The organism is Arthrobacter sp. 10T419, from assembly GCF_056394105.1.
In genome coordinates this window covers 26,063-48,348 of record NZ_JBFTHF010000010.1, presented here as the reverse complement: position 1 = coordinate 48,348, position 22,286 = coordinate 26,063, and the positions used below count along the sequence as shown (strand labels likewise).

Annotated in this window: 20 protein-coding genes; 11 read left to right on the top strand and 9 right to left on the bottom strand. The window is 67.8% G+C overall.

All coding sequences use genetic code 11. The annotated features are described in order from the left end of the window. The first annotated feature begins 86 nt into the window (after positions 1-86). The 4 genes from AC1DBD_RS15535 (at position 87) to AC1DBD_RS15520 (ending at position 4,164) form a co-directional block, all read left to right on the top strand. Complete coding sequence (locus tag AC1DBD_RS15535; RefSeq protein ID WP_476982449.1) at positions 87-812, top strand: SRPBCC family protein; 726 nt, start codon at positions 87-89, stop codon at positions 810-812. 33 nt (positions 813-845) lie between these two features. Further along, complete coding sequence (tgt, locus tag AC1DBD_RS15530) at positions 846-2,144, top strand: tRNA guanosine(34) transglycosylase Tgt (RefSeq protein WP_476982448.1); 1,299 nt, start codon at positions 846-848, stop codon at positions 2,142-2,144. Between the two features lie 123 nt (positions 2,145-2,267). Further along, positions 2,268-3,017 carry a dienelactone hydrolase family protein gene (locus AC1DBD_RS15525; protein ID WP_476982447.1) on the top strand — a complete coding sequence of 250 codons (750 nt, stop codon included), beginning with the start codon at positions 2,268-2,270 and terminating at the stop codon, positions 3,015-3,017. Between the two features lie 184 nt (positions 3,018-3,201). Next, entirely contained in the window at positions 3,202-4,164 is a 963-nt protein-coding gene (locus AC1DBD_RS15520) for a type IV toxin-antitoxin system AbiEi family antitoxin domain-containing protein (protein WP_476982446.1), read from the top strand. Positions 4,165-4,223: 59 nt separating this feature from the next. Here AC1DBD_RS15520 and AC1DBD_RS15515 read toward each other — a convergent pair whose 3' ends face one another. Then, the gene (locus tag AC1DBD_RS15515; RefSeq protein WP_476982445.1) at positions 4,224-4,922 is read right to left on the bottom strand and encodes a queuosine precursor transporter; all 699 of its coding nucleotides are present in this window, start codon (positions 4,920-4,922) and stop codon (positions 4,224-4,226) included. 359 nt (positions 4,923-5,281) lie between these two features. Further along, on the bottom strand, positions 5,282-6,673 hold the full coding sequence (locus tag AC1DBD_RS15510; protein WP_476892859.1) for an MFS transporter: 1,392 nt from the start codon (positions 6,671-6,673) through the stop codon (positions 5,282-5,284). Positions 6,674-6,815: 142 nt separating this feature from the next. Here AC1DBD_RS15510 and AC1DBD_RS15505 point away from each other — a divergent pair, with 142 nt between their 5' ends. Further along, positions 6,816-7,679 carry a hydroxymethylpyrimidine/phosphomethylpyrimidine kinase gene (locus tag AC1DBD_RS15505; protein ID WP_476892860.1) on the top strand — a complete coding sequence of 288 codons (864 nt, stop codon included), beginning with the start codon at positions 6,816-6,818 and terminating at the stop codon, positions 7,677-7,679. Positions 7,680-7,777: 98 nt separating this feature from the next. Here the strand turns inward: AC1DBD_RS15505 and AC1DBD_RS15500 are convergent, their stop codons facing one another. The 3 genes from AC1DBD_RS15500 to AC1DBD_RS15490 all read right to left on the bottom strand — a co-directional run bounded on the left by AC1DBD_RS15500 (position 7,778) and on the right by AC1DBD_RS15490 (position 12,687). Then, positions 7,778-9,052 (bottom strand): serpin family protein, encoded by a 1,275-nt coding sequence (locus tag AC1DBD_RS15500; protein ID WP_476982444.1) that lies wholly within the window; start codon positions 9,050-9,052, stop codon positions 7,778-7,780. A 210-nt stretch (positions 9,053-9,262) separates the two neighbouring features. Further along, complete coding sequence (locus tag AC1DBD_RS15495; protein ID WP_476982443.1) at positions 9,263-11,011, bottom strand: pyruvate dehydrogenase; 1,749 nt, start codon at positions 11,009-11,011, stop codon at positions 9,263-9,265. Positions 11,012-11,175: 164 nt separating this feature from the next. Beyond that, complete coding sequence (locus tag AC1DBD_RS15490; protein WP_476982442.1) at positions 11,176-12,687, bottom strand: helix-turn-helix domain-containing protein; 1,512 nt, start codon at positions 12,685-12,687, stop codon at positions 11,176-11,178. Between the two features lie 141 nt (positions 12,688-12,828). Between AC1DBD_RS15490 and aceA the strand changes: the two genes are divergently transcribed. Next, a complete protein-coding gene (aceA, locus tag AC1DBD_RS15485) occupies positions 12,829-14,157 on the top strand; it encodes an isocitrate lyase (RefSeq protein WP_476982441.1) in 1,329 nt (442 codons plus the stop codon). 205 nt (positions 14,158-14,362) lie between these two features. Next, positions 14,363-16,027, top strand: a complete 1,665-nt coding sequence (gene aceB / locus AC1DBD_RS15480) for a malate synthase A (protein ID WP_476982440.1) — start codon at positions 14,363-14,365, stop codon at positions 16,025-16,027. Positions 16,028-16,268: 241 nt separating this feature from the next. Here aceB and AC1DBD_RS15475 read toward each other — a convergent pair whose 3' ends face one another. Then, positions 16,269-17,417, bottom strand: coding sequence for an MFS transporter (locus AC1DBD_RS15475; RefSeq protein WP_476926058.1), 1,149 nt, complete (start codon positions 17,415-17,417; stop codon positions 16,269-16,271). Between the two features lie 194 nt (positions 17,418-17,611). Between AC1DBD_RS15475 and AC1DBD_RS15470 the strand changes: the two genes are divergently transcribed. Together AC1DBD_RS15470 and AC1DBD_RS15465 are read left to right on the top strand one after the other, a co-directional pair. Then, positions 17,612-18,148, top strand: coding sequence for an N-acetyltransferase family protein (locus tag AC1DBD_RS15470; RefSeq protein WP_476908996.1), 537 nt, complete (start codon positions 17,612-17,614; stop codon positions 18,146-18,148). Positions 18,149-18,252: 104 nt separating this feature from the next. After that, positions 18,253-18,963, top strand: coding sequence for a DsbA family oxidoreductase (locus AC1DBD_RS15465; protein WP_476982439.1), 711 nt, complete (start codon positions 18,253-18,255; stop codon positions 18,961-18,963). Positions 18,964-18,978: 15 nt separating this feature from the next. On the opposite strand, the gene AC1DBD_RS15460 is transcribed toward AC1DBD_RS15465, so the two are convergent. Then, entirely contained in the window at positions 18,979-19,227 is a 249-nt protein-coding gene (locus tag AC1DBD_RS15460; RefSeq protein ID WP_476892866.1) for a hypothetical protein, read from the bottom strand. Positions 19,228-19,469: 242 nt separating this feature from the next. Between AC1DBD_RS15460 and AC1DBD_RS15455 the strand changes: the two genes are divergently transcribed. After that, positions 19,470-20,108: a TetR/AcrR family transcriptional regulator gene (locus tag AC1DBD_RS15455; RefSeq protein WP_476982438.1), complete on the top strand. Its 639-nt coding sequence runs from the start codon at positions 19,470-19,472 to the stop codon at positions 20,106-20,108. A gap of 73 nt (positions 20,109-20,181) precedes the next feature. On the opposite strand, the gene AC1DBD_RS15450 is transcribed toward AC1DBD_RS15455, so the two are convergent. Then, the gene (locus AC1DBD_RS15450) at positions 20,182-20,862 is read right to left on the bottom strand and encodes a LytR C-terminal domain-containing protein (protein ID WP_476908995.1); all 681 of its coding nucleotides are present in this window, start codon (positions 20,860-20,862) and stop codon (positions 20,182-20,184) included. Next, on the bottom strand, positions 20,855-21,154 hold the full coding sequence (locus tag AC1DBD_RS15445; protein WP_175322235.1) for a type II toxin-antitoxin system VapB family antitoxin: 300 nt from the start codon (positions 21,152-21,154) through the stop codon (positions 20,855-20,857). Before AC1DBD_RS15445 ends, AC1DBD_RS15450 begins: the two co-directional genes overlap by 8 nt. A 212-nt stretch (positions 21,155-21,366) precedes the next feature. On the opposite strand from AC1DBD_RS15445, the gene AC1DBD_RS15440 reads away from it, so the two are divergent. Further along, positions 21,367-22,278, top strand: coding sequence for a hypothetical protein (locus tag AC1DBD_RS15440; protein ID WP_476982437.1), 912 nt, complete (start codon positions 21,367-21,369; stop codon positions 22,276-22,278). Positions 22,279-22,286 lie beyond the last annotated feature (8 nt).

The following is a 22,286-nucleotide window of genomic DNA, read 5'->3' as shown; positions in this document are numbered from 1 at the left end:
GCCGGCGGAACGCGGCCCGCCCGGGACGCCGATCGGTGGGCGTTTGGCCCTACCCGGGTAGGGCCGGGCGGGGTAAATTCAGCCCCATGACGAACAATCTCAGCGTGGTGATCAACTCTGACGCGCCGCAGGTCTGGACGATGCTGCGCGAACCCGCGAAGGTGGCCCAGTGGCACGGCTGGGAGGCCGACGACCAGGCCGCCGAGATCAACGCGATCTACTTCAGCCCCAACGTGGTCGAGAGCGCGGACCACACGTCGCTCGTCGTCGACGGCGGCGACATCTTCACCCTCAAACCGGTCCCCGCCGGCACGGAGGTCAGCGTGACGCGCGCGGCGATCGACCACAATTCGGAGTGGGCGGCCTGGGACGAGGACATCACCCAGGGCTGGCTGACCTTTTTGCACCAGCTCCGTTTCGCCCTCGAGCGCCACCCGCACGGCAAACGGCGGACGTTCTTCTTCTCGGTGCCCGGGACGGGTGGCTCCGCGATCGACAAGCTGGGCCTGGCCGATGTGCCCGCGCCGGGCGAGCCGTACTCGCTGACTCTGGCCACCGGGGAGGAGATTTCCGGGAAGGTCTGGTTCCGGAGCAACCACCAGGTGGGCCTGACCGTGCACGGGTACGCCGAACACGGCGACGGCCTCGTGATCGTGGCGGACCAGCCCGCCATCCCCGAGGTCCGGCCCGACGGCGGCTCCCTGGTGATCGTCTCCACCTACGAGCTCGGCGCCCACCAGCTGGAGGCCATCCGGAACTACTGGGACAGTTGGCGCGCTGAGAACTACCCCACATCGGACCCGCTGCACTAAGGGTTCCGCGGTGTTAGCTGGCACACTTGAACGGTGCCAGCGAATCCTGAACCCGCCCCCTCCGCCCCGCTGCCTGCCCGGCAATCCGAGTTTTCATTCCGGGTGGGCAAGCGCTTGAGCGAAACGTGCGCGCCGTCGGGCGCGCAGGTGGCGGCGAACGGCGGGGAATTCCTGGGCCGCACCGGCACCATCGCCACCCCGCACGGGGAGATCCAGACGCCGGCGTTCATCGCCGTCGGAACCAAGGCCACGGTGAAGTCCGTGCTGCCCGAGGCCGTCGCCGATCTCGGCGCGCAGGCCGTGCTGGCCAACGCCTACCACCTGTACCTGCAGCCCGGCGCGGACGTCCTGGACGAGGCCGGCGGGCTGGGCGCCTTCATGAACTGGCGCGGACCCACGTTCACGGACTCGGGCGGCTTCCAGGTGATGAGCCTGGGGTCCGGGTTCAAGAAGGTCATCGACATGAAGTCGGTGGACCACTCCGGCCCGGACGACGCCGTCGCGCCCGGCAAGGAACGCCTGGCCCACGTGGACGAGGAGGGCGTCTGGTTCAAGAGCCACCTCAACGGCGACCGGCACCGGTTCAGCCCCGAGATCTCGATGAACGTCCAGCACCAGATCGGCGCGGACATCATGTTCGCCTTCGACGAGCTGACCACGCTGCAGAACTCCCGCGGCTACCAAGAGGAGTCCCTGGAGCGCACCCGCCGCTGGGCCGAACGCTGCATCACCGAGCACTTCCGGCTCACCTCCGAGCGTTCCGGGAAACCGTACCAGGCGCTGTTCGGCGTGATCCAGGGCGCCCAGTACGAGGACCTGCGCCGCAAGGCCTGCCGGGACCTCGGCGCCATGAACTTCGACGGCTTCGGCATCGGCGGGGCGCTGGAGAAGGAAAACCTGGGCACGATCGTGCGCTGGTGCAACGAGGAACTGCCGGAGAACAAGCCGCGGCACCTGCTGGGCATCTCGGAGCCGGACGACATTTTCACCGCGATCGAAAACGGCGCGGACACCTTCGACTGCGTCTCCCCCACCCGGGTGGCCCGGAACTCGGCGTTCTACCACCCCACCGGCCGATACAACCTCTCCGGCGCCATGTACAAACGCGATTTTGGTCCGCTGCAGGAAGGCTGCGACTGCTACGCCTGCCTGAACTACTCGCGGGCCTATATCCATCACCTGTTCAAGGCCAAGGAGATGGTCTCGGCCACCCTGATCTCGATCCACAACGAGCGCTTCGTGGTGAAAATGGTCGACGACGCCCGCCTCGCCATCGAGGCCGGCACCTTCTTCGAATTCAAGGCCGAGACCCTGGGCCGGTATTACTCCTAGGCTCCCGCTCCGGCCGCGCCCCCGTCTCTCCTTCGGCCGTTTCGACGGTTCCCCGCGCGTCCGACGCGGGTAAACGTCGAACGCGCAGGGAACCGTCTAAATGGCGTCGGATAGGCTGGCCGGATGTTTATCGAGATTCCCGCCGCAGACGGTACAGCCGAGGCCCTGGTGGCCCGCCCCTCCACCGGTGAGGGCCCGTTCCCGGGCGTCATTCTGTACATGGACGCTTTCGGCCTGCGCCCCCGCATCCAGGACATGGCGCAGCGCATCGCCGACTGGGGCTACGTTGTCCTGGCTCCGAACGTCTTCTACCGCGAAGGAACGGTTGCCGAGCTGGCCCCGGACCTGGACATGACCACGCCGGAGGGACGCGAGGCGGCAGGCGCAGCCGCCTTCCCGCGGGTCGGCCGCCTCACCACGGACAAAGCCCTGCCGGACATCGACGCGTGGCTGGCGGCCTTGGGCGGCCTGGACGGCGTCGCTCCCGGCCCGGTCGGCGTCACCGGCTACTGCATGGGCGCGCGGCTTGCTGTCCGCTCCGCCACCGCGCACCCGGACGCTGTGGCTGCCTGCGGCGGCTTCCACGGCGGCGGCCTGGCGACCGACGAGCCCGACAGCCCCCACCTGGGACTCGGCAACGCCCGTGCCCGGTTCGTCTTCGGCCACGCCGATCGTGATCGGAGCATGGACCAGGACGCCGTTGCCCGTCTCGGTGCGGCCATGGACGCGGCGGGCCTGAAGGCTGCCAACGAGGTCTACGCGGGGGCACCCCACGGCTATTCGATGGCGGACACCTCTGCTTTCCACCCGGAGGCCACCGAACGGCATTTCCACGAGCTTCGCGAGCTCCTCGACGGGACGCTCAAGGCCTGACGGACCGCCCGGCCTTCGCCGTTTCGACGGTCCTGGCCGTTTCGTCGGTCCTGGCCGTTTCGATGGTTCCCTGCGTGTTCGATGTAACCAAGCAGCCTTACCGCAGGGAACCGTCGAAACGGCATTGTCCACATACCCCCACGGCGCTCTGGAGCGAGCCGGGCGGTTGGCCAAAGCTGGTCCCATGCCCACCAAACTTCCCGATGACGGGACCCTCTGGCGCACGGACCAGCTTTTGGCATCCGGACGAAATTCCCGGGCCATTGCCAGGCACGTCCGGGACGGAACCCTCGTCCGGCTGCGCCGTGGCTGCTACGCCCGCGGCGAGTGGTGGCGGGGCCTTGATGCCCCGGCCCGACGTCGGCAGCTGATTTCTGCGCATGCGCTCGGAACGCTGACGACGTCGGCGGGAGGCTTCGTGTACAGCCACATCTCAGGTGCCAGCCTCCATGAACTCCAGCTGTGGAGGGTCGATGACCGCGTGCACCTGACGCAGAACGGCTGCCCCTCGGGGATTTCGCACGGGCGCGACGTCGTCGCCCACACCAGGCGGGTGACAAGCCGCGAGATGTGCTTCGTGGACGGGTTGCCGTGCACGTCCCTGGAACGCACGGTCGTGGATTGCTGCCTGATGTTCACTGTGCCGCAGGCTGTGATCCTGATCGATCATGCGGCCCGCCTGGGGGCGGATCTAGGCATGATCCGCGCCCAGTGTGGTGCCCTAGCCGGGCGTAACGGAGTGTTGGCGCTGCGCCGGGCCCTCGAGTTGGCCGATCCTCGCTCCGAATCAGCCGGAGAGAGCCTGACGAGGGAACTGCTGCACCGGATCGGGATTGCGCCGCCCGAGCTGCAGTACAGCGTTCTGACGCCGCTCGGGGAATACCGGCTGGACCTAGCCTGGCCCGAGCGCAAGGTTGCCATCGAGTTCGACGGCAAGAGCAAGTACTTCGACTACCGGCCCACCGGAGAGGTCCTATTCGCGGAGCGGCAGCGCGAGAAGGCGCTGACCGAGCAGGGCTGGACGTTCCTCCGAATCGAGTGGAAGCACCTGTTCAACGAGGTGGAGTTCAAATACCGGGTCCTGCGGGCGCTGAACCGCGGCGCCGGGGCTGATTCCGCGCCGTTTCGACGGTCCGCTGCCGGCTAGACGCTTCTCAGCGTCGAGTGGGCTCGCGACCGTCGAAACGGCGGATGTTGCTGTCGGGGCTAGACAGTCCCGTAGCTGGGTTCGCGCTTCTTCACCCAGCCAATGGCGAGCGTGGTCAGCGGCACGAAGGCGAACTCCACGAGGGTCTTGTAGAGGAATCCAACGAGGACGTAGTGCACGAACATCGCTGCGTCGGTAATTCCAATCACGGAGGCAGCGATGCTGCAGAAGATCAGCGTGTCCACGAACTCGCCGGCCACGGAGGACCCCATGATGCGGGCCCACAGGGACTTCTCCCCCGTCCGGGCCTTCAACCTTACCAGGATCCAGGAATTGATCGTCTGGCCGGCGAAAAAGGCCAGCAGGGAGGCGAGCACGATCTGCGGGACCGGGCCCAGGGCGCCTTCCAGCGCGGACTGCTTGGCGGCCCCATACTCGTCATCGAAGCCGGGCAGCGCGATGATGACCCAGTAGCAGAGGGACGCGAAAGCTGACAGCGCGAAGCTGGTGATGATCGCCTTGCGCGCCACCTTGAAGCCGTAGACCTCGCTGATGACATCGCCCAGGATGTAGGCCAGCGGGAAGAGGAAGAACCCGCCGTCGGTGATGATCGGGCCGATCGCCACGCCCTTGGAGGCGCCGATGTTGGACAGGATCAGCACCACGGCCATGACGGCCAGCATGATGCCGAAGTATGGGGAACCGATCGAGGCGAACTTCGGCGGGGCGGCAGCCGGAAAGGTCTTGGCGGAAGTCATGGGCGTTCCATTCGTAGTGGTTCGCTCGGCGGCCCGGTTCGCGTGAACGGGCGGGTCGGCCGGCTGTATTAGCACTGGGGGTTCCTGCGGCACGGGGCCCGGACCCGCCTCCATTCTCGCACCTGCCCGCCGCACCCCCGGCGCCCGCCCCCGCAGTCGCAGCGCCGGGGTTAACGACGACGGCGGGCCGCCGGGTCCGGACCGAAGTCCAGAAGCCGGCAGCCCGCCGTCGTCCGCGGTGCGCCGTTTCGACGGTTCCCTGCGGACAAGACGCTGCGTAGCATCGAATCGGCAGGGAACCGTCGAAACGGCGCCAGCCCCGGCGCCTGGAGAACGGCGCCAGGGTAGCGTTCGGAACCCTAACGGCGCGAGGCGTCCACGAGATCCTTGCCGTCGTCCTCACGGGCAGCCGCGGGCTCCCAGGCGTGGCCCTGTTCGTGGTCCAGGTGCGTGGACTTCTTGTTCTTCAGCGCGAAGATGTAGACCAGCAGCGAGATGGCGATGGCCACCGTGACGTAGGTGAAGAACAGTTCTTCCTGGCCGGCCTTCTGCAGTGCCGCGCCGATCAGCGGGACGGTGCCGCCGAAGAGCGAGTTGGCGATCGCGTAGCCCAGCCCCACGCCGAGGGCGCGGATGGACGCGGGGAACAGCTCGGCCTTCACCAGGGCGTTGATGGACGTGTACCCGCCCACGATCAGCAGGCCGCCCATCATCAGCAGGAACGCCGTGAGCGGATCCTTGGTGCCGGCCAGGGCGGAAAGCAGCGGCCACGTGAAGAGGACGCCGGTGATGCCGAACCAGAGCAGGAGCGGCTTGCGGCCCACCTTGTCCGAGATGATGCCGTAGACCGGCTGGAGCAGCATGAAGATGAACAGCGCCCAGAAGTTGATCACCGAGGTGTCGGTCTTGGCGATGCCCGAGGTGTCATTCATGAACTTCAGGATGAAGTTCGTGTACGTGTAGAACGCCACCGTGCCGCCGAGCGTGATGCCGATGCAGATCATCAGCGGCTTCCAGTAGCTGGTGAACAGCAGCTTCATGGTGCCCGGCTGCGCCTGACCGGCCACCGCGGGGGCCTTTGCGGCCTCGATCTGTTCGGCCGAGACGGTCTCCTCCATGGAACGCCGGAGCCAGAGCACCACGAGGGCCGCGACGCCGCCGATCGCGAACGGGATCCGCCAGCCCCACTCGCCCAAGTCGCCCTTGGGCATAACGTTCTGCAGGATGACCAGGACCAGCAGGGCCAGCATCTGGCCGCCGATCAGCGTGACGTACTGGAAGCTGGAGAAGAAGCCGCGGCGTTTGGTGGTTGCAGCCTCGGACATGTAGGTGGCGCTGGTGCCATACTCGCCGCCCACCGAGAAACCCTGGATCACGCGGATGAGGACCAGCAGGATCATTGCCCACAGGCCGATTTGCTGCTGGGTGGGGAGCACCGCAATGGCGAAGGAACCGGCGGACATCATCGTCACGCTCAGCGTCAGCGCGGCCTTGCGGCCCTTGCGGTCCGCATAGCGGCCGAAGAACCAGGCGCCGATCGGGCGCATCAGGAACGACGTCGAAAAGACCGCCATCGCCTCAAGGCCGGCCTGGAGCTCGTCCTTGGAATTGAAGAAGTGCGACTGGAAGTAAGCCGCGAAGACTGTGTAGACGTAGAGGTCGTACCACTCGACGAGGTTGCCGGCCGAGCCTTTGAGGATATTGCCGACGGCTTTTCGGGTCTGGGCCGCTTCGGACAGTTGGGTGCTCATCAATGAACCTTCCTGGATCCGGCGTCGCAAGAGAGCAACACCGTCCGCCACCTTAGTTCCCGTGATCCAGAACACTCGGGTTTTGTTCATATTGGTCATACGCACAATGCGGCCCGTTTTCCCCGAGTGGCAGGATGGGTCCATGACTTCTTACGCCGTGGACAACGTGACCTCCGACGCCAGCGCCTACCCCGCCGTCGCCCTGACCATCGCCGGCTCCGAGGCCACCGGCGGCGCCGGCGCGCAGGCGGACCTGAAGACCTTCCAGGAGCTCGGCGTCTTCGGCATCGCGAACCTGACCTGCATCGTCTCCTTCGACCCGAAAGACAATTGGAACCACCGCTTCGTCGCGGTGGACCAGCAGGTCATCGCCGACCAGCTGGAGGCGACGACGGCGGCGTACGGCGCCGCGTCCGGCGCGCCGTCCGTGCTGGACACGGTGAAGATCGGCATGCTGGGCAGCCCGGCGACGATTTCCACGGTGGCGTCGGCGCTGGCCGACTCTGCGTTCCGGAACGTGGTGCTGGACCCGGTGCTGATATGCAAGGGCCAGGAGCCGGGCCACGCCCTGGACACCGACCAGGCGCTCAAGGCACAGATCCTGCCGCTGGCCACCTTCGTCACACCGAACCACTTTGAGGCCGAGTCGCTCTCCGGGCTGGAGATCACCGACGTCGACTCGCTCAAGGCCGCGGCCGTCCGCATCCACGAACTCAGCGGCGCCGCGGTGCTCGCCAAGGGCGGCGTGCGCCTGGCCGGGCCCGACGCCGTCGACGTCTACTACGACGGCGAGACGCTGGAGGTTCTCTCCGCCCCGAAGGTGGGCGAGGTCGCCGTTTCCGGCGCCGGCTGTTCGCTGGCCGCCGCCGTGACCGCGGAGCTTGCCAAGGGCGCGACGCCGCTGGAGGCCGCCCGCACGGCAAAGGACTTTGTCACTGCGGGGATCCGGAACCGGGTGGCCTCGGGCGCGCCGTTCGACGCACTCTGGCAGGGCGGCCCGCGCTAGCCGACGACGCTCCCTCAGGTCCGGCGGCTACCGAACAGCCGCTCCCTCACTGGTTGAGGAGTCGGTCGATATTGACCGGCAGAATCTGAGCGAGCGCCTCATGATTGGCTGGGGTCGGACACCCGGCCCATGAACAGCGGCAGCCCGGTCTCGACGTGGACGATTTCGTAGACGAACGGCCTGTCAAAACGGATCGTGTGCGTGAAGGCGGCGCCGCTCACCGCCTCCGCGTTGACCTGGGACACGGCGGCGGCAATCGTGCCCTTTTCCGCCACGGTGATGTTAGCGGACTGGCCGGCCTGCGTGATCTTGAGGCCACGCTGGATCGAGTTGAAGTCCGTCTCGGTTTGGAGCGTCTCCCGCAGGCCGAGGCTGGCGAAGACCTCGCGCAACTCGAAAATGCTCTTCTGGTCCCACTGCGGGAGGGAAAGCTGGGTGGGCGACGGGGCGGCCGCGTCAAGGGCCCGCGCAGCCTCGGCAAGGTATGGCACCCCGGTGCCGGGAGCTCCCGAATCCGGCAGTACCAGGCGCATCACGAAGCCCTCGGCATAGCGAAGATCGACGGCCTGCCAGCCGTTTCCCTGGGCAAAGGGGAGATCCTGGACGCCGGACATGGTGGGTACCGATACCTGCCGGCCGGCCGCCGTCGTGAATGGACGGTCTGCGGTGTCCGCCGGGTCGAAGGGCACCTTCCAGGCAGACGCGAAGTACACCGAGTTGAGCACGCTGAAGGTGTTGTATTTGCTGTACTCCGCAGGCGCTTTCTTGATCCGGCCTCCGGTGTTCTTGTTCACCCAGGCGTCGATTGCCGGCTTAGTGGTGTCCTCATCCTGAAAGTCCACCGGGTACACGCCGGTGCCGTAGTACCGGGCCAGGGAGCGCAGGTACCCCTCTCCGGTGGGCACGCCCTTGTCCACGAACAGGCCGTTGGCGGTGTGCAGGACCGGCCGGCGCGGCGGGTTCTTTTCGTCCACCGAGCCGGGGTCGCCGTCGAAGGCTTCCAGGGAAGAGAGCAGCGAATCTAGGGCTTCGTCGCGGTGCTGGGCGGGGAGGCCCAGCACATTGTCCATCTCGGCGGCCGTTGCCCCGGTCGCACCTGTCCGCAGCATGGCCAGGGCAATCAGCAGGCTGCCCGGGGACGAGACCACGTTGCCGTTTCCGGCCTCCCCGCCGTCCGCGAGGAGCGCTGCGCCCAGTTTCCGCGCCGACGCCCGGAGCTGAGCCAGCTCGGCCGGGTAGGCGGAGCGGTCCGCCGCAACGCGTTCGACGCCGTCGGCCTTCAACAGCGGCGGCGGCGCGGCCGAACAGGCCGAGGCGACCAGCGCCACGGCGGCCGCGGCAGCAATAAGGCGTGCCGGAATCTTCTGTTTCATCGCGCCCCCAAGGCCCGTACTACCGCGTGGAGCGGCGGAGGTCCGCCTACGGCCAGTCAACCAGCGGGGGCCGCCCCGCGCTAGCCCTTGGCCATTTCGACGGTTCCCCGCCCACTCGATGCGTCCCAGCGTCGAACCTGCACGGAACCGTCGAAATGGAGGCGCGCCGCGCGCGGCGGGCCGGGCGCCGCGCGGGTGCGCGACGGCCCGTCAGCGGCGCGGGATGTTGCGCAGGTTGCTTCGGGCCATGCTCACGGCCTCGCCGGCTCCCCGGTTCAGCACCACCTTGGACATCGCCGTGGCGAAGCCCAGGATCTGCGCGCCCTTGATCTTCGGCGGGATCGAGAGTGCCTTGGGATCGGTGATCAGCTCCACGAGCGAGGGTCCGGGGTGCGCGAACGCCTCCCGGTAGGCGGCCTCGATCCGGGACGGATCCGTGACGCGGACGGCGTGGAACCCCAGGGCGCGGGCGACCTCCGCATAGTTGGCGTCCGGGACGTCGACGCCGAAATCGGGCAGCCCGTCCACCAGCATCTCCAGCTTGACCATGCCCAGGGTGGAGTTGTTGAAGACCACCACGTTGACCGGAAGCCGGTGCGCCGCGACGGTGATCAGCTCCCCCAGCAACATCGAGAGCCCGCCGTCGCCGGAGACCGAAATCACCTGGCGTCCGGGGTAGGCGAGCTGGGCCCCGATGGCGTGCGGCAGCGCGTTGGCCATGGAGCCGTGCAGGTACGAGCCGATCAGCCGCCGGGTGCCCAGCGGGTTGATGTACCGCGCGGTCCAGACATTGCACATGCCCGTGTCTGCCGTGAAGACCGCATCCTCCGCCGCCACCTGGTCCAGCAGCGAGGCCGCGTACTCCGGGTGGATCGGCTCGGTCTTCTCGACCCTGCGGGTGTACGCCCCGACGGCCTTGTTCATCAGCCGGTCGTGCTTCTTGAGCATCGCGTCAAGGAAGCGGCGGCTCTTTTTCGGCTTCAGCAACGGCATCAGCGCAGTCAGCGTCGGAAGCACGTCGCCGTGCACGGCGACGTCGACGTCGGTCCGCCGGCCCAGGTTCTGCGCGGCCCGGTCCACCTGCGCCGTCCGAGTCCCGGGCAGGAACTGGTCGTAGGGGAAGTCGGTGCCGAGCAGGATCAGCAGGTCCGCGTCCTCGATCCCCTCGGCCGCGGCGCCGTAGCCGAGCAGCCCGGTCATGCCGATGTCGTAGGGGTTGTCGTACTGCATGAAGTCCTTGCCGCGCAGCGAGTGACCGATCGGCGCGGCGAGGAGTTCGGCGAGCGCGATCACCTCGTCGTGCGCGCCGTCGACGCCGGCCCCGGCGAAGATGGCGACCTTACCGGCGTCGTTGATGGCGTCCGCCAGTTCCCGCACGCTGGCGGGGTCCGGCACCATTGTGGCCGGCCGGAAGGCTGCCGGCGCCGGGGTTTCGGCGGTCGCCTCCAGCCCGGCAATGTCGCCAGGCAGGGTCACGACGGCGACGCCGCGGAGCGCGACGGCGTGCTGGATGGCGCTGTGCATCACCCGCGGCGCCTGCTCGGCCGTGCTGACGAGCTCGGAGTAGACCGAGCACTCGTTGAAGAGCCGGTCCGGGTGGGTTTCCTGGAAGAAGCTGCTGCCGATCTGTTTGCTTGGGATGTGCGAGGCGATGGCGAGCACCGGGGCGCCGGAGCGGTTGGCGTCGTACAGGCCGTTGATCAGGTGCAGGTTGCCCGGGCCGCAGGACCCCGCGCAGACCGCGAGCTTGCCGGTCAGCTGGGCTTCCGCCGCGGCGGCGAACGCCGCGGCTTCCTCGTGCCGGACGTGGATCCAGTCGATCCCGCCCTTCGCCGCTCCGCCGGTCTTCCGGACGGCGTCGACGATCGGATTGAGGCTGTCGCCAACAATCCCGTAAATCCGCTGCACGCCGGCAGCCTGGAGTTGTTCGACAAGCTGGGTGGCAAGTTCCTTGGCCATGGGTGCACGCTCCCGCGAGATGGATCGATGAGCTGACACTGGCCAATATAGTCTGCGCGCCTGTCAGCCACGCCCAGAAAACGCTCCCACAGGTTCGGCAACCAAACCACCGAACGCTCCCCCAGCCCGACGGACCTGAGGGAGCGTGCCGGGTCCCGTCGAACTCAGTTCCCGGAGTGCGCCTGCAGGAAGGAGTAGACCTCGGTCTCGTCCACGCCGGGGAAGGCGCCGGGCGGCATCGCGGCAAGCAGGTGCGAGTGGGCGCGGGCCGAGGGCCAGGCGTTGCCGGCCCACTCGGAGGCGAGGGCGGCCGGCGGACGCTTGCAGCAGCTCTCGTCCGGGCAAGTCGACTTGGAGCGCTCCGTGGTGTCGCGGCCGCGGAACCACTTGACCTGCGCGTAGGGCACCCCCACCGAGAGCGAGAACTCCCCGTTGGCGGAACGCTCCGTCCGGGCCGTGCACCAGTAGGTCCCGGCCGGGGTGTCGGTGTACTGGTTGTAGGCGCTGAACTTGTCCGGCACGTCGAACACCACCCGGGAGGTCCAGTTCTTGCACGAGGGCTGGCCCTCGATGGCGCCGGTGTGGTCCTGCGGGAACGTCACGCCGTCGTTCTCGTATGCCTTGTAGATGATGCCGCTCTTGTGCGTCTTCTGGAAGTGCGTGCGCAGGTCCAGGTGCTGCGTGGCGAGGTTGGTGAAGCGGTGCGCCGCGGTCTCGTAGGACACGGCGAACGCGTCCCTAATGTCCTCCACCGCGATTTCCTTGGCCGCCTTGGCCTTCTGCAGGAACTCCACGGTGGCCTGCTCCGGCAGCAGCAGCGCGGCGGCGAAGTAGTTGGTGGCGACGCGCTGCATCAGGAAGTCGCCGTAGTTGGTGGGCGTCTGGTGGCCCAGCACGTAGTGGCCCAGGGCCTGCAGCAGCACCGAACGGGGGTCGTGGTCGCTCCGGGCGTTCTGCGTGAGGTAAATTCGGCGGTTCTTGAGGTCCGTCACCGAGCGGGTGGAATGCGGCAGGTCGCCCACATGGTGCAGGCTGAAGCCAAGGTGCCCGGCGATGTCGGCGATGACATGGTGGGACAGCGGGCCGGACGTGTGGCCCACCGACGCCAGCACCTTCTGCGCCTCCGCCTCGTATTCCGGGAAGTAATTGTTCCGCTCCCGCATCATGGCCCGCAGTTCACCGTTGGCGCGCCGGGCCTCTTCCGGCGTCGCGACCTGCTCGTTGAGGCGGCGTTCCAGCTCATGCTGCAGCCCCACCATGGACTCCAGCACGTCCATCGGCAGCCTTGAACTGATGCGGATCTTGGGCAGCTTCAGGGACTCGTAAATGGGGCTGCGCTGGTAACGCTCCAGCTCAATCTCCAGGGCCGCACGCCGGTTCGGCGGTTCCGCGCCGAGCAGCTCGTCGATGCTGACGCCAAGCGCAGCAGCAAGCTGCTGGAGCAGGCCGAGTTTGGGCTCACGCTTGCCGTTCTCGATCAGGCTCAGCTGGCTGGGGGCCGTTCCGACCGTGGCGCTGAGGTCATCGAGCGTGAGCCCGGCCGCCTTGCGCAGGTGCCGGACCCTTCGGCCCATGCTGATGACATCCACCTCTGGTTCGGCGGGGTGGGATGGCGGTACTGCCTGACGGTTCCAGCCGCTTGGATGCATTTCTTGAGAATACGGGAAGAAGTGCATTTCTTTCCATAGATTTCCCCTAGAAACCCCCTTGAAAGTAAAGAAAAGTAGATCTCACAGAAAGATTCACTACCTCGGAACAACCCGCCAAGACTTGCAGAGACGCAGACTGGCGGGCCGGGACCCCTCAAGGAGACAAAGATGACTGCAGCATTTGAGCCCACCCAGCAGCCGGCCGGCCAGGACACAACAGAGCAGGCCGCCGCCCTGGAGCTCGAGTGGGCTGCCAACCCGCGCTGGGAAGGTGTCACTCGGGATTACTCGGCGTCCGACGTCGTCCGCCTCCGCGGCCGCGTCTCCGAAGAACACACGCTGGCCCGCCGCGGCTCCGAGAAGCTGTGGAAGCAGCTCACGGAGGAGCACAAGGCGGGCAAGTACACCAACGCCCTCGGCGCCCTGACCGGCAACCAGGCCGTGCAGCAGGTCAAGGCCGGCCTCCGCGCCATCTACCTCTCCGGCTGGCAGGTTGCCGCTGACGCCAACAATTCCGGCCACACCTACCCGGACCAGTCCCTGTACCCGGCCAACTCCGTTCCCACGGTGGTCCGCCGCATCAACAACGCCCTGCTCCGCGCTGACCAGATCGAGTTCTCCGAAGGCATCCAGACTGTCGAGGACTGGATGGTGCCGATCGTGGCCGACGCCGAAGCCGGCTTCGGCGGACCGCTGAACGCGTACGAACTGATGAAGTCGATGATCCAGGCCGGCGCTTCGGGCGTGCACTGGGAAGACCAGCTCGCCTCGGAGAAGAAGTGCGGCCACCTTGGCGGCAAGGTCCTGATCCCCACCCAGCAGCACGTCCGGACGCTGAACGCCGCCCGTCTCGCCGCCGACGTCGCCGGCACACCGTCGGTCGTCATCGCCCGCACCGACGCCGAGGCAGCCACCCTGATCACCTCCGACGTCGACGAGCGCGACCAGGAATTCATCACGGGCGAACGGACCGCCGAGGGCTTCTACAAGGTCCGCAACGGTATCGAACCCTGCATCGCCCGGGCCAAGGCCTACGCCCCGTACTCCGACCTCATCTGGATGGAAACCGGCACCCCGGACCTGGAGCTGGCCCGCAAGTTCGCTGAATCGGTCAAGGCCGATTTCCCGGACCAGATGCTTTCGTACAACTGCTCGCCGTCGTTCAACTGGCGCAAGCACCTCGACGACGCCACGATTGCGAAGTTCCAGCGTGAACTCGGCGCCATGGGCTTCACCTTCCAGTTCATCACCCTGGCCGGCTTCCACGCCCTGAACTACTCGATGTTCGACCTCGCCCACGGTTACGCCCGGGAAGGCATGAGCGCCTACGTCGAGCTGCAGGAAAAGGAATTCGCCTCCGAAGCCCGCGGCTACACCGCCACTAAGCACCAGCGCGAAGTCGGCACCGGCTACTTCGACGACATCGCCACCGCGCTCAACCCGAACGCATCCACTTTGGCCCTCGTGGGATCCACAGAAGAAGGCCAGTTCCACTAACTCACGACGGCGGCCTTGCATCCGGCCTTCGGTCCGGCATTGCTCTGCCTGCTATTCCCCGCGTCCGGGTCCGACCTCGCTGAGCGAGGACGGGCCCGGACACAGGGCCCCTTTTACGCAGGCTGCCGCAATCCCGGCACCTTTGGCCTCGCGCTTGAGTCACCATTCGCCGTCGACCTTGCTTCTTCTCTAAGGAGAGATTGAAATGAACAGCTTCACTGACAACTTCACTATCAACGGGGTTACGTTGACCGCACAGCCGATTTGCCGGCAGGGCGAGGTTCTGACTCCGGACGCGCTGGCTTTTGTTGCCAAGCTGCACCGGGCGACGGCGGAGCGCCGGCAGGAGCTGTTGCGGGCCCGGCAGGAACGCCGCCAGCAGATCAGCAAGGGGGAGGACCCGCGTTTCCTCCCCGAGACCGAGTCCATCCGCAACGACCCGGAATGGCGCGTCGCTCCCCCGGCACCGGGACTGACCGACCGCCGGGTCGAGATCACCGGCCCGGTGGACAAGAAGATGACCATCAACGCGCTGAACTCCGGCGCCAAGGTGTGGCTCGCTGACATGGAGGACTCCTCCACCCCGACGTGGCGCAACGTCATCCAGGGCCAGCTGAACCTCACCGACGCGCTGGAGCACCGGATCGACTTCACCTCCCCGGAAGGCAAGGAGTACAAGCTCCGCGCTGCCGAGGAACTGCCCACGATCGTGGTCCGGCCCCGCGGCTGGCACCTGCCGGAGAAGCACATGCTCATCGACGGCGCCCCGGTGGCCGGCGGCATTGTGGACTTCGGCCTGTACTTCTTCCACAACGCCCGCCGCCTGATCGCCCAGGGCAAGGGGCCGTACTTCTACCTGCCGAAGATCGAGAACCACCTCGAGGCGCGGCTGTGGAACGACATCTTCGTCCTGGCCCAGGACCTGCTGGGGATCCCGCAGGGCACCATCCGCGCCACGGTGCTGATCGAGACCATCACGGCCGCGTTCGAGATGGAGGAGATCCTCTACGAACTGCGCGAGCACGCCGCGGGCCTGAACGCCGGCCGCTGGGACTACATCTTCTCGCTGATCAAGAACTTCCGCACCCGCGGACCGCGCTTTGTCCTGCCGGACCGCGGCCAGGTCACCATGACGCAGCCGTTCATGCGGGCCTACACCGAACAACTGGTGCGGGCCTGCCACAAGCGCGGCGCCATGGCGATTGGCGGCATGGCCGCGGCCGTCCCCAACCGCAAGGACGAGGAAGCCAACGCCATCGCGTTCGAGAAGGTGCGCGCCGACAAGACCCGCGAGGCGGCCGACGGCTTCGACGGCTCCTGGGTGGCGCACCCGGACCTGGTGCCGGTGTGCCGCGAGGTGTTCGACGGCGTCCTCGGCGACCGTCCGAACCAGCTGGACCGCCTCCGCGAGGATGTCACGCCGGATGACCGCGCACTGATCGACATCTCCTCCACCACGGGGACGATCACCGAGCAGGGCGTGCGGAACAACATCGAGGTGGGCATCCGCTACATCGAGTCCTGGCTGCGCGGCAACGGCGCGGTGGCCATCCACAACCTGATGGAGGACGCCGCCACCGCGGAAATCTCCCGCTCGCAGCTGTGGCAGTGGATCTTCTCCCGGGCCATCACGGACGCGGGCGACGTTATCACCCGCGAGTGGGTGGAGGACATGCTGGATGAGGAGTTCGCCAAGCTGGAACGCTTCGAGGGCGACCGCTTCGCCGATGCCAGGGACATCTTCGAGGAGGTCACGCTCGGCAACGAGTTCCCCGCCTTCCTGACGTTGCCGGCCTACGACCGCTTCCTGCACGAAGCCCGCGACAGCGCCGACACCGCAGCCAACTGCGAGGACCTCGTGGCCGTCTAGCCGCCCGGCCCGGTGCGGGCGCCGCCTACGGCGTCCGCACCCGGGCCCCGCAAGAATTCCGTCCGCCGGGCTGCCACGCCCTTCGCAACAGGCACCCCGAAATCCGGGGCGGCAGCCCGGCAACGGAAGACCCTCCCCGCCCCGACAACGGCGTCGAACGGACACGTGAGGCCCATGTTTTCCACAAAACATGGGCCTCACGTGTCCGTTCACGCGGGGTGGCCGGCCGGGTTCAGTGAGGTCAGTGCGCCTTCGGGATGTGGCGCAGGGACAGCGCGCAGCCCAGGATGAACAGGGCCACCGAGCCCAGGATCATCAGCAGGGGCCCGGTCCACGAGCCCGAGATGCCGTGCACGAAGCCCAGCAGGGTGGGAGCCGCGGCGCCGAAACAGTAGCCGGAGCCCTGGACGACGGCGGACATCCGGCCCGCCGAGGCCTGGTCGCGGGCCAGCCGGATGATGGCGATGAAGATCAGGGTGATGCCGCCGCCCTGGGCCACGCCGCCGAAGGAGGACCAGAGCCACCACAGCTCGGGCGCCAGCAGGAGCCCCAGCGGCACCGTCAGCCACAGCGCCCCCAGGGTAAGTCCGACCGTCGTCGTGCTGGCAAAACGCGCCACGAACGGGACGCCTAGGCCGCCCGCGATCGCCAGGATCTGGAAGAGCGAGGATCCGGCGCCGGCCGCCGACGGCGCCAGCCCCAGTTCGTCGGCAAGGAGGCTGGGCAGCCAGGCGGTGACCCCATAGTAGGAAAACGCCTGGCCGGCGAATCCCGCGGTCAGCGCCACGGTGATCCAGCGGGACGCGGGCCGCCCCGCCGTTCGGGTCGGATCCGCCCCCGGGATCGCTTCGGGCCGGAGCGAATTGCTGCCGGCGGCCAGCACCCACACCGCGCCGGCCGCAACCGCGAAGAGGGCGCACGCCGCGATGGCCGGACGCCAGCCGAGCAGTTCCGCCAACGGCGCCGTAATCATGGACGTGACGAAGGAGCCGATATTCAGCGCGGCGGTGTAGGTGCCCATGGCCGCTGCCTGCTTGGCCGGGCTGAAGTCGCGCCGGATGATCAGCGGGACCACAATGTTGCCGATCGTGATGGCGATGCCAAGAATCACGGTCCCCAGCATCACGAGGGCACCCCCGCCCGCGGAGCGGACCACGACGCCGAGCAGCACGCCCAGCAGGGTCAGCGTGATCGCGAACTCCGGCCCCAGCTTCCGGCCCGTCAGCGATGCCAGCGGCGCGGCCAGCGCGAAGCAGAGCACCGGGATGCCCGTCAGGAAGCCGATTTCGACCGGCGAAAAGCCCAGGTCGCGCTGCATGTTCCCCACCACCGGCGCGACCGCCACGAACGGCCCGCGCATGTTGAGGGCGATGAGTCCGATCGCAATCATCAGGAGCCCGCCGCGCGGGATCTTCGCCAGGGCACTCACCCGGCGGTCCGCGGACTGGCATCCGGGCAGAAATATGTTTTCATCAGTCCCATTGCTATCACGCGCGGCTGCGGCCCGCCCGGCACCCGCCGGAACATGACGGAGCCAGCTTCACGAAGGTCAAGCAGCGCGGTCCGCGGACTAGGGTTTTTCGCATGACGCACCTCATCCGGAAGGCAACGGCCGACGACGCCGGCCCGCTGGCCGAACTCGCCGCCATCACCTTTCCGCTCGCCTGCCCGCCGGAATCCCGGCCCGAGGACATCGCCGCGCACCTGGCCAACACGCTCAGCGAAGCCAATTTCCGCGACTACCTGGCCGATCCGGACGTCACCGTGCTCGTGCTCGACGCGGACGGGGCGCTCCGCGGCTACAGCCTGCTCCTGGACCGCGCCACGCAGGATCCGGACGTGGCTGCCGTCCTCGGGGCCGGGCCGAGCACGGAACTGAGCAAGTGCTACGTCCACCCGGAGCACCACGGCCTCGGCGCGGCGGCCGAACTGATGCAGGCCAGCATCGTCGCGGCGTCGGCCTCGGGCGCCCGCGGCCTCTGGCTCGGCGTGAACAGCCAGAACGCCCGTGCCATCAGGTTCTACGAGAAGTCCGGCTTCCGGAAGGTCGGCACCAAGTCGTTCAGGCTGGGGAGCACGGTGGAGCACGACTTCGTCATGGAACGCCCGCTCGCGCCCTGACGACGCCCCTCCGCCCCCCTCCGAGTCCCCTGACCGCGGGAACGGACTTTGGAAGCTGGCGGGCCGACGGGAATGAGCGCGGGCCCGGCGGGGTTGTCGCCAGCATGAAGATTGAGATCTGGTCCGACGTGGCCTGCCCCTGGTGCTATATCGGCAAGCGCCGTTTTGAGACCGCGCTCGCGGCGTTCCCGCACCGCGATGGCGTGGAGGTGCAATGGCGCAGCTTCCAGCTGGACCCGTCCCTGCCGGAGCACTACGACGGCACCGAACTGGACTACCTGAGCACCCGCAAAGGCATGGCCCCGGACCAGGTCGCCGGCATGTTCGAGCACGTGGCATCCCTGGCCAGCGCCGAGGGACTCGACTACCGCTTTGACGCCGTCGTGGTGGCCAACAGCTTCACGGCCCACCGGCTGATCCACCTCGCCGCCGCGCACGGTCAGCAGGATGCCGCCAAGGAACGGCTGCTCAGCGACCACTTCGAGCACGGCCGCGACATCGGCAGCCGAGAATACCTCACCTCCTTGGGCCTCGACCTCGGGATCGACGCCGGCGAACTGGACGAGCTGTTCAGTTCGGACAAGTACGCCGACGACGTCCGGCAGGACTTCGCCGAGGCCCGGGCCCTGGGCATCAGCGGTGTGCCGTTCTTAGTCATCGACCGCAAATACGGCATCTCCGGGGCCCAGCCCGCGGAAACCTTCACTGCAGCCCTGGAGCAGGCGTGGCAGGAAAGCCACCCGCTCGTTATGGTCGACGCCGGCACGTCCGGTTCGGACGGCGTCGCATGCGGCCCGGACGGGTGCCCTGTCTGAGTCCCCGTCCGAGGCCTAGGCGGGCTGAGCCAGGCCTGCGGTGACCCCGAGCCGCGAGGCCGGGGCACAGCGGACGATCTCCAGCGCCTCGACGTCGAGCAGTTTCCGGGCGCCGGTCCGGGCGTCCAGGATCCAGAACAGCTCCATCAGCGGGATTGTCTGGGTGACCCGCCCGCGGTGGAACAACTTGCCGTTGTGCCACGCCTCGATCTCGTCCCCGGCGGCCAGTTCCCCGCACGTCCGGATCGCACCTTCCCTACCCATAGCCAACTCCTCCCCAGCGGAGCCCCTCCGTCGGGGCTCCATTGGCACCAGCATGCACGGGTGAGGTTTCGGCGGCGTTTCCGGTGCATGTTTTTCTCGCGTCACGGACCGGTTTGGCTCCGGCTGCCGCCGAACGCCGCCGACGGGTGCGGGGCAGCTTCGGGGGCGGCTTCGGTGGCCCCGAGCGCACGCACGCCGAAGCTTCGCCTCTTTTTACTGACAGATCGCGCTAAAGTGTCCATATGCCCAGGATTTCGGCCGCGAGCAACGCCGCCCAACGAGCCGAGACCCAGCGCCGGATCCTGACCGCGTTCGGCGAACTGCTGTTCACGCACGGGCTGCCCGGCCTGACCATGACCGACGTCGCCCGCCACGCCCGGATCGGCCGCACCGCCGTGTACAACTACTACGCGGACATCGAAGAGCTGCTCATTGCCTACGCACTGGACGAGACGGAACGGTTCCTCGTCGAGCTGCGTGATTCCCTGGCCTCGCTGGAGAACCCCGTGGAGCGGCTGGCGCTCTACGTGCGGGCCCAGGTGGCGGACCTGAGCCGCCGCCACCTGCCGCCGGGCCCCGCCATGGGGGCTGTCCTGTCCCCTGCCTCCTTCGCCAAACTGGCGGACCACGTCGGTGAACTCAGCCTCCTGCTGCAGGACATCCTGCGCGACGGCATGGCCCAGGGCTATCTCCCCGAAGCGGACATCACCCAGCTTGCCCAGCTCATCCACGGCACCCTCTCCTCCAGTGCGGCCCGCGGGGACGGGGCCGGCGCAGACCCGGAAGGGGAGGCGCGGATCGCCCGGACGGTGCGCTTCATCCAGCTGGGTGCCGGCGCCAGGTTCGACGACGCCGGCCGCCCCCTGCTCGTGAGCGCATAGCCGAGCCCGCCCGCTTCCTCCTGGAAGCCTTCCTCCCGGACGCCTTCCTCCCGGACGCCTTCCTCCCGGAGACTCAGGGCTTGGGGCTGGCCGGGACGATGGTCGGCACCACGGGCAGGCTGGGATCTTCGACTACCCGGCGGGTCTCCCGGGGGCAGCTGAGCTTGCCCGGCGTCTGGTCCACGAGCCCCGGCTTGGCCAATTGCTTGAAGTCGCCGGTCAGGATGACGTCCACGCTGGCGTCGCTGCGGCCGTCCTGGACGTAGTCCGAGCCGGGCAGGTTGCGCTGGACGCTGAACGCCGCGGACTGGCCGGCAGCCCCGGACACCACCAGTGCCACACCGCGGTAGCCGGACTCGGTGTTGCCGACCGCCCCCACCACGAACTTGCGCGCCGCAAACTCGTTGGCCACCGTCCGGGCCAAACCCGGGCGGCTGGTGGAGTTGTAGACGTTCAGTTTGATCTTCCCGGGCGGCGTGTAGTCGTACGTCGCGTCCGGGCACAGCGGCGCAGCAGCCTGGCTGCGCTCCGCCGTCGGGAGCTTGATCTGGCCGTTCATGATGGCCAAGGCCACCACAATGGCTGCGGCAAGCAGCCCGAGCAGGAGCAACAGGACCGCGCCGTGCAGGATGCGCCGCCGCTTCCGGACCCGGTTGTACAGCTCGTCCTGCTCCGCGAACGTGGCCCGCAGATCGGCGCCGGTGATGACGTGGTGCCCGTGCAGGACCGAGAGATCCTTCGGCTTCCTAGCCATTTATCACCAGCACGCGGGCGTGGATCGCGGTGCGCTGGTGCAGGGCGGTGCGGACGGCCCGGTGCAGGCCGTCCTCGAGATAGAGCACGCCGCGGAATTCCACCACATGAGGGAAGAGGTCCCCGAAGAAGGTTGAGTCCTCGGCCAGCAGCGCTTCCAGGTCCAGGGTGCGCTTGGTGGTCACGAGCTCGTCCAGCCGGACCGGGCGCGGCGGCAACGCCGCCCAGTCCTTGGGCGTATTGAAACCATGGTCAGGGTACGGGCGTCCCTCGCCCACAGCTTTGAAGATCACCATGCAAGCCTAAGGAAGATCACCGGTCAGGGGAATCAAAGTCGCCACGGCGCCGGAGGTTGTGGCCAAACAGTGACCATTTGTCATCGATATGTCCGGTGCTGTCACTGCCGGGCACAGAAAGGTCATTCCGGCTTTAGCCCGTCCGGAGCCCCGGCGTCACGAGTCCGCCGGCGGAGGCGAAGTTCCGGCCCGGCTGAGAGAATGGAGGCATGACTGTAACCGAGACCTCCGCCCTGGTGCCTTCGGCCCCGCCGCTGGCCCTGCTGCTCGACGTCGACGGTCCCGTGGCCAGTCCGCTCACCCGCACCGTCCAGCCGGGAATCATCGCGGACCTGCTGGCCCTCGCGGCCGCCGGGATTCCGGTCATTTTCAACACCGGCCGTTCGGATGCCTTCATCCGTGAGCAGGTTATGGGGCCGATGATCGCTGCCGGAATGCCGGAGGGGCTCACCATCCACGCCATTTGCGAGAAGGGCGCCGTCTGGTTCAGCTACACCGCCGCCGGGGCCGGCGCCGTGCACGTGGACCGGGAACTCGCCATCCCGCAGGCGTTCGGGGACGATGTGCGGCGGCTTGTCGCGGAGGATTACTCCGCCCACATGTTCTACGACGAGACCAAACGGGCCATGGTCTCCGTGGAACAGCACGTCGCCGTCGCCAACTCCGACTACCGCGAGGAACAGGCGCTGTTCGACGCCGACGCCATGGCCCTGATGGGCCGCCACGGCCTGGGGGTGGTGCGGCTGGACCACCACGCCCCGAACAGCGATGACCAGATCGACTACCGGGTCGACCCCACCATCATCTCCACCGACATCGAATCCGTCCGGCTGGGCAAGGACCTCGGCGCGAGCCGGGCTGTGGAGCTGCTGGCCGCCCAGGGCATCACCCCGCAGGCCTGGCGGACGGTGGGCGACTCGCGCACCGACTACGCCATGGCCGACTGGCTGCACCACAACGACCACCCGGTGAAGCACGTGGACGTCCGTCCCGCCGACGGCGTGCCGGTCAAGCCGTACGGAATCCTGACCGCGGCCGACTTGGGGCTCGGCGACGAGGTCATCCACGACGACGCCGGCGCGGCCTTCCTGCGTCACTGGCGCGCCGCCATGGCCGGCTGAGCGCCCCG